The 11,250-nt window shown below is 68.8% G+C and carries 9 protein-coding genes and 3 pseudogenes; 9 read left to right on the top strand and 3 right to left on the bottom strand.

Annotation, left to right across the window (positions count from 1 at the left end; genetic code table 11):
- Positions 1-208 precede the first annotated feature (208 nt).
- Both ACH4EW_RS30990 and ACH4EW_RS30985 read left to right on the top strand, forming a co-directional pair.
- The gene (locus tag ACH4EW_RS30990) at positions 209-1,228 is read left to right on the top strand and encodes a dihydrodipicolinate synthase family protein (protein ID WP_398262638.1); all 1,020 of its coding nucleotides are present in this window, start codon (positions 209-211) and stop codon (positions 1,226-1,228) included.
- Positions 1,212-2,240 (top strand): hydroxyacid dehydrogenase, encoded by a 1,029-nt coding sequence (locus ACH4EW_RS30985; RefSeq protein WP_398262636.1) that lies wholly within the window; start codon positions 1,212-1,214, stop codon positions 2,238-2,240. Before ACH4EW_RS30990 ends, ACH4EW_RS30985 begins: the two co-directional genes overlap by 17 nt.
- A 119-nt stretch (positions 2,241-2,359) precedes the next feature.
- Here ACH4EW_RS30985 and ACH4EW_RS30980 read toward each other — a convergent pair.
- Positions 2,360-2,482, bottom strand: a pseudogene (locus ACH4EW_RS30980) (IS5/IS1182 family transposase); the annotation flags it as partial.
- 108 nt (positions 2,483-2,590) lie between these two features.
- Complete coding sequence (locus ACH4EW_RS30975; protein ID WP_398262634.1) at positions 2,591-3,232, bottom strand: group II intron reverse transcriptase/maturase; 642 nt, start codon at positions 3,230-3,232, stop codon at positions 2,591-2,593.
- A 142-nt stretch (positions 3,233-3,374) separates the two neighbouring features.
- On the opposite strand from ACH4EW_RS30975, the gene ACH4EW_RS30970 reads away from it, so the two are divergent.
- From ACH4EW_RS30970 to ACH4EW_RS30940, 7 genes and pseudogenes are all read left to right on the top strand, one after another.
- Positions 3,375-3,596 (top strand): hypothetical protein, encoded by a 222-nt coding sequence (locus tag ACH4EW_RS30970; protein WP_398262632.1) that lies wholly within the window; start codon positions 3,375-3,377, stop codon positions 3,594-3,596.
- 328 nt (positions 3,597-3,924) lie between these two features.
- Positions 3,925-5,160, top strand: a complete 1,236-nt coding sequence (locus ACH4EW_RS30965) for an ATP-binding protein (RefSeq protein WP_398262630.1) — start codon at positions 3,925-3,927, stop codon at positions 5,158-5,160.
- Entirely contained in the window at positions 5,157-6,281 is a 1,125-nt protein-coding gene (locus ACH4EW_RS30960) for a tetratricopeptide repeat protein (protein ID WP_398262628.1), read from the top strand. Before ACH4EW_RS30965 ends, ACH4EW_RS30960 begins: the two co-directional genes overlap by 4 nt.
- A 504-nt stretch (positions 6,282-6,785) precedes the next feature.
- A complete protein-coding gene (locus tag ACH4EW_RS30955) occupies positions 6,786-7,076 on the top strand; it encodes a transposase (protein WP_398262626.1) in 291 nt (96 codons plus the stop codon).
- Positions 7,077-7,664: 588 nt separating this feature from the next.
- A pseudogene (gene ltrA, locus ACH4EW_RS30950) lies at positions 7,665-8,822 on the top strand (group II intron reverse transcriptase/maturase); the annotation flags it as partial.
- A gap of 57 nt (positions 8,823-8,879) precedes the next feature.
- Positions 8,880-10,001 (top strand): replication-relaxation family protein, encoded by a 1,122-nt coding sequence (locus ACH4EW_RS30945; RefSeq protein ID WP_398262624.1) that lies wholly within the window; start codon positions 8,880-8,882, stop codon positions 9,999-10,001.
- A 400-nt stretch (positions 10,002-10,401) separates the two neighbouring features.
- The gene (locus tag ACH4EW_RS30940) at positions 10,402-10,878 is read left to right on the top strand and encodes a hypothetical protein (protein WP_398262622.1); all 477 of its coding nucleotides are present in this window, start codon (positions 10,402-10,404) and stop codon (positions 10,876-10,878) included.
- Positions 10,879-10,946: 68 nt separating this feature from the next.
- Here ACH4EW_RS30940 and ACH4EW_RS30935 read toward each other — a convergent pair.
- Positions 10,947-11,160, bottom strand: a pseudogene (locus ACH4EW_RS30935) (DUF6207 family protein).
- Between the last annotated feature and the right edge of the window lie 90 nt (positions 11,161-11,250).

The following is an 11,250-nucleotide window of genomic DNA, read 5'->3' as shown; positions in this document are numbered from 1 at the left end:
CCCTCGTCGAGTGGCAGGCCGACTGGCTGCGCCGCGGGCTGCCGCTGTCCGGCAAGCCCACCAAGTTCCAGGTCCGCGACGGAAGGTTCTGATCCCCGTGTCCCGTACGCCCGCAGCCGCGACCGCGCCTGCACCCGGCCCCGTAGCCGCGACCACTCCCAAACCCGTACCCTCCTCGGCGGTCGCGGCAGCCCCGGTACGCACTCCGATGGACGTGCTCGCTGAGGGAGCCGTCATCCCCGCTCATCCACTCGCCCTCGGCGCCGACCGCAAGCTCGACGAACGTCGGCAACGCGCACTGACCCGTTACTACCTGGCCTCCGGCGCGGGCGGCCTCGCCGTCGCCGTCCACACCACCCAGTTCGAGATCCGCGAACCGGGCATCGGCCTGCTGGCACCGGTCCTCGAACTCGCCGCCGAGACCGTGCGGAACGAGGCCGACCACCCCGTCGTCACCGTCGCCGGGGCCTGCGGCCACACCGCGCAGGCCGTCTCCGAAGCCGAGCTCGCAGCCTCCCTCGGCTACGACGCCGTGCTGTTGAGCCCCGCCGTGCCCGGCGCCGACGAGAAGGGACTGCTGGACCGGGCCCGTGCCGTCGGCGAAGTGCTGCCGTTGATCGGCTTCTACCTCCAGGAGGCCGTCGGCGGCCGTTATCTCTCGCCGTCGTTCTGGAGCTCATTCGCAGACCTGCCGAACACCGCGGCCATCAAGATCGCGCCCTTCGACCGCTACCGCACCGCCGATGTCGTACGGGCCGTGGCGGCCGCCGATCGCTCTGACGAGGTCGCCCTGTACACCGGCAACGACGACGACATCATCGGCGACCTGCTCACCCCGTACGAGGCCAAGGGCACTCGGCGGTGGTTCGCCGGCGGGCTGCTCGGCCAGTGGACCGTTTGGACCGGCTCCGCCGTCACCCTCCTCGACCAGGTCCGGCGGGCACGCGCCGGTGACCACGACGCCATGGTCGGCTGCCTCGCCCGCCGTCCGGAGCTCACCGACGCCAACAGCGCTGTGTTCGACGTGCGCGGCGGATTCCGCGGCTGTATCGCGGGTGTCCATGAAGTGCTGCGCCGCCAGGGTCTGTTGGAGGGCATCTGGTGTCTTGATCCGAAGGAGGTCTTGTCTTCCGGCCAGGCCGAAGAGATCACCCGGGTCGCCACGGCCTACCCCTGGCTCACCGACGACGACTTCGTCGCGGAGCACGTCGATGACTGGCTCTCCTGACCCGGGGGCGGCCCGCCTGCCGCGGGTCGTCGTCGCTGTACCCCCGCACCTTCGTGAGCAGTTCTTCACCCCCGCGGTGTGGCAGAGCCTCTGCGCCGTGGCGCAGCCGGTCGTCCTCGACGAGCACACTGACCGGGACGCACTCGGTGAGGCGCTGCCCGGTGCCCGTGCCCTGATCACCGCTTGGGGAACGCCCCGCCTCAGCGAGGAACTCCTCGACGTCGCTGACCGACTGGCGATCGTCGCCCACACCGGATCGGCGGTCGCCCCGTACGTCACCGAGGAAGTCTTCCGGCGTGGGATCCTCGTCACCCAGGCCGGTGACGAGATGGCACGCCCGGTCGCCGAGGTGGCCCTGGCGTTCACCCTCGCCCTGCTGCACCGCATCCACCGCTTCGACCACGCGCTGCGCGGCGGAGCCGACTGGGACGAGGCCAGCCAGGCCCCGCCGCGGCACGAGATCCAGGGCTGCGCGATCGGCGTCATCGGAGCGTCCCGCACCGGTCGTGCGTACATCGAGCTGGCGAGGGCACTGGGGGCACAGGTCGCGGTCACCGACCCGTATCTGACGGCCGAGGACGCACAGCGGCTCGCGGTACGGGTGGTGCCGCTGGACGAACTGCTCCGTGGCAGCAGGATCGTCGCCGTGCACGCCCCTGCCACCGCCGAGACCCGGCGCATGCTGGGTGCGCGCGAACTGGCGCTGATGCCCGACGGCGCCGGTCTGGTCAACACCGCCCGTTCCTGGCTCGTCGACGAGGACGCGCTTCTGGTGCAGGTGTCGGCGGGCCGGCTGGACGCTGCGATCGACGTCTTCGACACCGAACCACTGCCGGTCCGCCACCTGTTCCGGAAACTGCCGAACGTTCTGCTGACCCCTCATCAGGCGGCGGGCACCGCCGAGTGCCGCCAGCGGCTCGGCGCAAGTGCCGTGGAGGAGGTGCTGCGGTTCCTGCGCGGCGATCCACCATTGCACTTCGTGGGGCCGGACGCACTGGCTCGCGTCCTTTGATCACTCGATCGCAACCACACCGGGCCCCAGAGGCCGACCAGTTGTTCCTCGACCCCGAAGGCATCTCTGTTGCCTTCGGGGTCGAGGAATTCCTGGAGGTCGTAGACGATGCGTGGCGGGAGCCGGAACAGGCGCAGCCCGTCGTGGAAGCAGAGTGCGGCGGCGAGGCCGAGGAAGGCCCGGTAGTTGCGGGGGTGGCGTTCGCAGCGGTGGTTGAGTCTGCGGTAGCCGGTCAGCCAGGACGTTGGGTCGACCGCGCGGTGAGGTGCTCGCCGTGGGCGAGTCCTGCTCCGCGCGGCCACCCGCCGAACCGGACATGACGGTTTCCCAGTCATCCGGCTCTCCAGTGATTACGGCGTGAGTGATGTGGCTGGCTGTTCTGAGTGGATGCGGTCGTGGCAAACGTCGCAGGCCACGACCGTTTTGCGGCGCCGGTGGAGCATGACGCGCGCCCAGTCGGAAGGCTGCCATCTGGCATGTGCGAGATCGGCGAGAGCACGGACGTGGTGCACTTGCACGTTGCCCTTGCTTCCGTAGATCTCGCAGGTGTCCGCCATGAGTCTCGCGATGAGTTCCTTTTGAGGATGGTCCACCCGGACCGGCTCGCGGTCGGCGAGTTCCGCCGCTCGTTGCCGTTGGAGGGGAATCCCACCGAACCGTGCCACCAGTGGTTTCCTTTTCTTCCGCTCGATACGGGCCTCGAAACAGACTCGGGGGCCGTTGGGTGTGTCGATTCTGGCCTTGTGCTTTGCCGCCACCTTCGACACTGACGAACGGTGCTTGGCCGCTAGGGTCTTGAGCATGGAGGTTTGCATGACCCATTGCAGCCGGTGCAGCCGGAAGACATCTCCGGCGAGCAGGTAGTACTGGACAACGCCCCGGTAAACGGTCCCGAAGGTTGCCACGATCGCGTGATCGCTGCTGTTGATCAGGGCCCCCTTCTTCGCGGGTTCTCCGCGGGCGAGATAGGGGGCGCACTTGGATTTGATCACGTCCCGTGGGACACGCCTCGCACGCGCCCGCACCCATCTGGCAGCCGGCGAACCCGAAGGCACCCGCCCGTCTTCGAATTGCCCCGCGGGGAGAACGCTGCCCAGGGCCCTCCGGCCATCTGCTTGCTCTGCGGAAGCTCCGGTGACCGTACACGTCAACTTCACCCGCTACAGCGAGGAGTGCCTGCGCGAAGGCATCGCTTCACACATCGCCGTTGAGGTCGAAGCCCTCCGCCCCTGGTTGCTGCGGCGGCGGCTCGACGAAGCCATCGAGGGCTTGGTCGACGACGTCCGGCGGTGGGACATCGAGCCCGCACCGAAGAGGCCGAGCGAGAGCTACTGCGGTCCCTGCAAGGAACGGTGAAGAGGGTCGTTCGGGGTGAGTCGGAAAGAGAGAACGATCAAGGCGAATAGCTGTGAGCCTCATCCTTCCAAGGTTGAGCAGCACCGCGCCCTCGCTTGCCGGAACGGCATCGGCAGGTGCGCACGCCCGACTTCGCGAGCTCGTCCTCTTGGACATCAGCCCAGCACCTGCCGTGGTCGGCCGAGCCGATGCCCGGCTGGGAGAACGACAAACAGCTCCACAGCACTTACGTGTCCGCGAAGCTGAATAGTCCGGGGTATTCGGAGGAGGAGGTTCCGGACGCTGAGTGCCTCCTGAGGTGTCGTGCGGCGGCATTAGGCTGTCGATCATGTCGGACGACCCTCCTCTCATACATAGCCTGCGTACCGCGGTCGCCGCCGCGCCCGCCGACGTACCCCTGCGGCTCCACCTGGCCCAGCTCCTGCTGGAGGCGGACCGGTCCGACGAGGCCGTAGCCGAGGCGGCCGTGGCCCTTCAGTACGCGCCGAGCGACGCCCAGGCCCGAGGCCTGATGGCCCGGGCGATGGGCGCGCCGCCCCCGCCTCCGGCACAACCCCCGTTCCCGCAGACCGGGTTCGACTGGAAAGCTGCCGCGGAACAGGTAGGGGACGCCGTGCCGCCGCGGTTCGCCGAGACGCCGGTCCGCACGGACGGGCAGGACGATTCCGCGGACGCCGACCCGTGGGACGTGGAGGGGCCCAGCACCGTACGGCTGGCCGATGTCGGCGGCATGCAAGACGTGAAGGACCGAATGGACGCCGCCTTTCTCGCCCCGCTGCGCAACCCCGAGCTGCGCAAGCTGTACGGCAAGAGTCTTCGCGGCGGGCTGTTGCTGTACGGCCCGCCCGGCTGCGGTAAGACGTTCATCGCGCGGGCGGTGGCCGGTGAACTCGGTGCCGCGTTTCTGTCCGTGTCCGTGAACGACGTGCTCGACATGTGGATCGGTAACTCCGAGCGCAACATGCACGAGGTCTTCGAGACCGCTCGCCGCCAGGCGCCCTGCGTGGTCTTCCTGGACGAGCTGGACGCCCTTGGCGCCAAGCGCAGCCGCACCGGGCACAGCGGCATGCGTAACGTGGTCAACCAGCTGCTCAGCGAGTTGGACGGCATCGAATCGGCAGCGAACGAGGGCGTTTTCGTGCTCGCCGCCACCAACGTGCCCTGGGACGTGGACAACGCCCTGCGCCGTCCCGGCCGTCTGGACAGGACGATCCTCGTCCTCCCGCCCGACGGACCCGCCCGGGAGGCGGTCCTCCGCTACCACCTGCGGGACCGGCCCATCGAGAACGTCGACCTGGGCAAGCTGGTCAAGATTACCGACGGTCTGTCCGGCGCGGACCTGGCCCATGTCTGCGAGGCGGCGGCCGAGCGGGCACTGCTGGACTCGGTACGCACCGGAACCGTACGGATGATCGGCATGAAGGACCTGCTGGCTGCCGCGAACGACGTCGTGCCGTCCGCTGAACCGTGGTTCGCCTCCGCGCGCAACGTGGCGATGTTCGCCAACGAGGGCGGCATGTACGACGACCTGGTGAGGTACTTGAAGAAGAGGCGCAAGCTGTGACCCCGACCCTGCACCCCGCCGTGGAACGGGCTGACCTGCTCATCGATCTCAAGCGGTACGAGGAGGCCAGGGAGCTGCTGGCCCGTCGGCTCGCGGAGGACACCGAGGACATCCGAGCCTGGATCGAACTCGCCCGGAGTTATCTCGGGGACAAGGAGAACGGTGCGAAGGCACTGGCAGCGACCGAGCGGGCGCTGGCCCTGGATGCCGAGGACATCGGAGCGCTACTCATGCACGCGCGCGCCATGCGTGGGGGAGGCCGCTTCCCGGAGACCGAGGGCGTGCTGCGCGAAGTCATCCGCCTGGCCCCCGAGTACTGGTACGGCTACGCGCTGCTCGCTGACTGGCTGTGGCGCATCAGGTGGATCGGCTCCGCACAGGCGAACGGCGGCCAGGCCGGGCGAGAGGACCTCATGGCCGCCCTGCGAGAGGCCGACCTGATCGCCCAGGAGGCCATCCGGCTGGGCCCCGAGAAGGTGTACGCCTACGAGGTGGCGTGGTTGATCGCCGACATGGCGGCCAACCGGAGCGTCGCCGACCAGATGGACGAGGCCATCCTCCGGCTCGACCCGCAGCACGAGGACGCCTTGGCCCGGCAGACAAAGAAGGCGGCGACCGCCCCCGGCGTCAAGGCGACGGAGGCAGCCACCTTGTACGCCGACGCGCTGGCCTCCGCCCCTGCCTCCGCGCCGATGCAGCGCGGCCTGGACGGGGCCTCCTACCGCCTGCTGCGCGGCGTCCGCTGGCTGGCCCTGCTCTGTCTGGCCCTCGCCGCTACGGGCATCGACCTGTTTGCGACGGACGGGGAGACCCAGCGGGAGCTGCCGCTGGGTCTTGGCCAGCGGCTGTGGGATCTCGTCCCCATGGCGGTCGTCTGGGCCTTGGGCGCCCTGCTTCGGTACCGCCGCCTGCGCGCAGGTATCCGGGTCAACCTGCACGCGCTCATCCGGCGTTGGGCCTGGCCCCGTGTCGTCCTCGGCCAAGCGGCGTGGGCCATGCTCTGTGCGCTGCTGATCATTCTGATTCCCTGGACGCAACGTACGGTCCCACTCGTGTTCTTCTGGGTCGGCTTGGCGCCGGCGGTGGCAACGATGTGGTTCGACCGGCCGAAGGCCGGCTGAGTCAGGACGAGGGGGAGTCCCGGCCTGAACACGCCCGACCGGGACGACTGCCACCTCTCGCCAGGCACGCTCGGCGGGAAAACAGCTTCGGGACGTTCGCGTTCTCCGCCAGCCCGGAGATTGGTCAGTCAGCTTCCGGTAGCGGTTTGGTTTGCATGATGCTGACCTCAAGGACCGGCCCGCAGTGTGATGGCGGGGCAGCAGCCGTGACCCCGGCGGATCCGTCCCTGCGTCCTTGCCGTCGGCGTCGTTCCCGTGCCACGTGTCCAGCACAGTCCTGCCTCGCTGCCCCCGCCTCCGCTCGCGATCACGTCGCTTCGGCGTGCTGCCCGCCCCCGACGTTTACGTGCCCCCGGCCTGACTTCTGACGCCGCCTTCAAACGCCACCACCTGCTCGCCGAAGCCCGCCGCAACCTCTCCTACGTCCTGCGCGTCTGAGGTTCCCCCGAGATGCGGTGGATGCTGACAGGGGGTCAAATGGGACTTATGAGAGGAACATCGACCATGGCTGCCCCCAGGAAATACTCGTTGGAGTTGCGTGAGCGTGCGGTGCGGATGTATCGCACCTCCGACCCGAAGCCCCAGATCAAGAAACTCGCCGTCGAGCTCGGTGTGCATCCCGAGGCCCTGCGCGGCTGGATCCGGCGGCGGCTCCAGGACGCCGGACGTCGCCGCCTCGCCGCCGGGCAGTCGCGCCGGCCCCGGTCCCGGCAGAACCGGATCGGCAACGCGGCCGCGCGCCGCGCCGCGTGTGCTCTGTCCCGGGTGCGGCACTCCAACGCCTGGCTGTGGTGACGATGCCGGACATCGTCCACCGAGTGGAGCCCACTGGGTGGAGCCCACCCGATGGGCCCCACCAGAGTGGACGCCACCGAGTGGACTCCACTGTGGAGTACACCGTGCTCGGCATCCATTCCACTGAGTGGAGCCCACCCGGTGGGAGTGGACGACATCGCCGGGGACGATGCCGTGCATCCACTCGGTGCGCACCCGCCGCGTTTCTCCTTGACGTGTGTCCTGAACATGGAAGGAAGTTGTTTGTAGGAGCAGTTTCCGGAAGTGATGCTGTGCGAGAGATGAAGGTTTTGTGGCCCTTCGGAGCCTGCGGGGGGAGGCTTCAAACCGCCTCATGCTGCGTTAGCTGAAGACTGTCGTGGTGAGCGATGAGGAAAAGGCGTCGTAGGAGGCGTCAGGTGGGGACCGGAAAGACGAACGCAAGTGAATCGCTGCTGACGTGTCGTAAGGAAACCAGACGACATCGAAACCGGGGTGTGTCAAGAGCTCCGGGATGAGTCTGGCGGGTGCCCGTCTATTGGCCAGGTGGTGTCCGGCATGGAGGCGACGTGAGTCCGGTCTGCGGCTTTCGCATGGAACAGGAGAAGGCAGGCGCCGAAGAACAACCTCTACAAGGTCTGGAATCGCATGTCCTCGGGCTCGTACTTCCCGCCGCCTGTGCGTGCGGTGGAGATTCCCAGGCCGCACGGTGGCGGCACGAGAATTCTTGGCATTGCCGCTGTCGCCGACCGTGTGGCCCAGACCGTTGTGGCCCGGCATCTGATGCGACGGGTGGACCCTGTTTTCCATCCGGACAGCTACGGATACCGGCCTGGACGGTCCGCTTTGGGCGCGGTGGAAAGGTGCCGGAAGCGCTGCTGGAAGCGGGACTGGGTGGTGGAGTTCGACATCGCCAAGTTCTTCGACAGCGTGCCCTGGGACCTGCTGGTCAAGGCGGTGGAGGCTCACACCGATGCCGTTTGGGTGAACTTGTATGTGCGGAGGTGGCTCGCTGCCCCGCTTGTCATGCCCGACGGCTCCCTGCTGGAACGGGAGCGAGGAACCCCGCAAGGGGCCCCGGTGTCTCCCGTCCTGGCGAACCTGTTCCTGCACTACGCGTTCGATACCTGGATGGCTCGGGAGTTCCCGTCCGTCTGGTTCGAACGTTACGCGGACGACGCGGTGCTGCACTGCGTCACCGAGCGCCAGGCCCGCCAGGTGCTGGTCGCGCTCAGGGACAGGCTGGTCGAAGTCGGGTTGCAGCTGCACCCGGACAAGACCCGGATTGTCTACTGCAAGGACTCGTACCGGCGAGGCTCCTACGAGCACACGTCGTTCACGTTCCTCGGGTACACGTTCCGGCCCAGGAAGAACCGGAATCAGCACGGCAAGCAGTTCCTGTCGTTCGAGCCGGCCATCAGCAGACAGGCCCTGACCCGGATCGGTCGCGAGGTGCGTTCCTGGCAACTGCACTACCGCACCGGCATCTCCTTCGCAGATCTCGCCCGCAGGATCAACCCTGTGGTCGGGGGCTGGATCAACTACTACGGCCGGTTCCGGCCCCTGCAGCAGCTCATCAAGCAGGGCGCCGACACCGGCGTCCTGACCGCCCGGCAGGCGGAGTACCTCGACGACGGGCGGAAGATCCGCAACGGCATGGCGCACGGCAAGACCACGCACGCGGCGATGCCGCCGGCCATGGCGGTGCCGATGGTGACGACCTCGTTCACGATCGTTTCCGAGCTCTGCGCCGCACCCCCCGAATGATCACGGCTCGATAACAGGCGTCACACCATCGGCTGCCCCGGCACCTGTAGCAGGTGAATGCGGGACTCTGCCCGGAGTCCTACGCACACCCGCGTGAGGAGCCCGACCATGACGTACCCCAGCAGCGCCCGGCAGCCGGAGCCTCGTCCGACCTGGTCAAGGGGTGCTGAGAGTTCTCTGGATGGCCCGGAAGCCAGTGCCGCGTCCAGTGCCGTGAACGGCTCGAACGTCGTGCCCATCACCGCAGCTCACACCGCCCGCAAGGGGGCTGCCCGGCACGCTGACACCTCTCTCCCCGCCCCTGAGACAGCAGCGAAGGGGAAGAGGTCCACTCCCACGGCAGGGAAGGTACGGGCTGATGCGCTGCGGATGCTGGGGTGTGTGCGGATAGCCACGGTCCGGCAGCTGGCGCAGGTGATCACGGAAGCAGGGTCGGACGGCCGGTCGTACGTGCGCAGGGCCATGGTGGAACTGGCTGAGCTCGCGCTGGCGGAGACGAACGGCAAGGACGGCAAGCACCAGATCTGGAACCTCACCCAGGCGGGGCAGAAGGCTCTGGCCGACGGCAACGAGCTGCCGCCCCGCCCGAAGGCCGGCACCGGCGCGAAGGCAGTGAGAGCCGGGTTCGGCCCGCACGCCGTCGCGGTGACCGACACGATCCTCGCCTACACCGACACGGCTCTCTCCCGGCGTCGGGAGTATCTGACCGACTGGCAGGTGGAGGTCAACCACGCCATCAAGGAGACCGGCCTGTCCTTCAACACCGACGCCGTCCTCGCCGTGCCGACCAGGACCAGCGAGGTCCGCCTCTTCGAACTCGACAACGGCACCATGTTCCAGGCCCGGCTCGCGAAGGAGGTCTGGGACTACGAGCGCTACGCCGGGCATCGGGTCTGGGAAGGCACCCGCGGCACCATCGGTGGGACGTACCCGTTCTGGCAGCGCCACCGCTACACCCGCTCGAAGACCTTCCCGCGGCTGCACGTCGTCCTGGCCGGCAAGGCGGAACACCTCCTCGATAACCGGCTCCAGGCGCTCACCGCCGACGTGCAGGGCATCACCATCGCGGTGTGGGTGAACACCCTTCCCCGGCTCCAGCGTGGCGAGCCCTGGTACGAGATCGGCGTCGACGACCCGCACCGACGTCGTGCCCGCTACCCCGAAGCCGTCGGCCGCTGACCGCCGCACGGGTGCTGGGCAAGCCCAAGGGGAGCCTGGGCAAGCCACCCCGAGCACCGGCTTGCCCACCCCGCCGGAGCGGGCCGGGAGGCGCCGCCGGTCACGGTCAGCCCCGGCTTCCCGGCGAGGCCGCGGCTGGCCGATGACCGGTCACCGGCTCGGCGGGAGTTGCACGGGTCGGTCACGGCGCTGACGTGCTGTTTGACCGATAGCGGGAGACGGATCGGTCATGCTCGGCCCGCTGACCGGTCACGGGCCCCGCTGGGCAAGCCCTCGCAGCGAGGGCTTGCCCAGCGTCCGGGCCGCAGGACGGGACGCCTCCCAAGGTCGTGGCATCACCGCCTGGGACGCGGCGGCCCGGAGCCGGCCGACGCCCCCTCACCGGCCGTACACCGGAGTCATGAGACGAAACAAGCAGAACAACGTCGGGCCCGTGCAGAGCGACGCGGGGGACATGTGGAACGCCCTCGCCTCCCTACGCGGGAGCCACTCCGACCCCGTCGGCCGCCTTGCACCCTTCGAGCGCGCCGGCGCGTTGCTCTCGCTCACCCGGCCCGACGACATCGGCTTCACCGCACGGGTGGAGCTGACCGGGTCAGAGACGATGGGCCACCTCCACGACCTGATCAACACGGTCACCCGCGGCGTCACCTACGAACTGGGTGGTGCCGCGCCCGGGACCGCGCTGGAGATCCTGTTTGGCAAGCGCTACCAACTCGCGCTGCACACGGACCACGTCGACGGCCTCACACAGCTCCTGCGCGATGCCGTCAAGACCATCGACGTGCACAGCACCTCCGGCGACGGACCGTGCTTCCACTGCCATGGCACCGGGCGTGCTCACCCCCTGTGGGTGCTGGCGGCCGGGCAAGCCTGAGCGCCTGGGCAAGCCCGAGGCGAGCCTGGGCAAGCCCTCCGCGAGGGTGGCTTGCCCAGGGCCTGGGCCTACGGGCCGTACCGTCCCGGGCGCAGGACGTCGGCGTAGACCCGGGCCCGTACCCCGGGCTCGCCGGGTTCCCGACGCACCGGGCCAACGCCTGATGTGGCCGCGCTCTTCCAGCGCGGCCATGACGGCCCGGACGGTGTCCTCGTCCCCGCCGGTGATGTCCAGCACCACCAGGCCGGGCTCCGCGATGTGCTGCTCGTCGATCGGCTTCATGACCGCTGCGACAGCACGACGGAGCCCGGCGGTTCACCGGCGGCGACGGCTCCACCCGTACGAGCGAGCAAGCACGCGGCTCCCGCCTGG

Origin of the sequence: Streptomyces sp. NPDC018000 (assembly GCF_044328025.1) — a bacterium.
GTDB lineage: Bacteria > Actinomycetota > Actinomycetes > Streptomycetales > Streptomycetaceae > Streptomyces.
This window is presented reverse-complemented; position numbering and strand designations above follow the sequence as displayed.

Excerpts from the sequence above, each read along its gene's own strand:
- ACH4EW_RS30990 (WP_398262638.1), top strand. The coding sequence starts at position 209 with ATGGACGTGCTCGCTGAGGGAGCCGTCATCCCCGCTCATCCACTCGCC.
- ACH4EW_RS30985 (WP_398262636.1), top strand. The coding sequence starts at position 1,212 with ATGACTGGCTCTCCTGACCCGGGGGCGGCCCGCCTGCCGCGGGTCGTC.
- ACH4EW_RS30965 (WP_398262630.1), top strand. The coding sequence starts at position 3,925 with ATGTCGGACGACCCTCCTCTCATACATAGCCTGCGTACCGCGGTCGCC.
- ACH4EW_RS30955 (WP_398262626.1), top strand. The coding sequence starts at position 6,786 with ATGGCTGCCCCCAGGAAATACTCGTTGGAGTTGCGTGAGCGTGCGGTG.
- ACH4EW_RS30945 (WP_398262624.1), top strand. The coding sequence starts at position 8,880 with ATGCGGGACTCTGCCCGGAGTCCTACGCACACCCGCGTGAGGAGCCCG.
- ACH4EW_RS30940 (WP_398262622.1), top strand. The coding sequence starts at position 10,402 with ATGAGACGAAACAAGCAGAACAACGTCGGGCCCGTGCAGAGCGACGCG.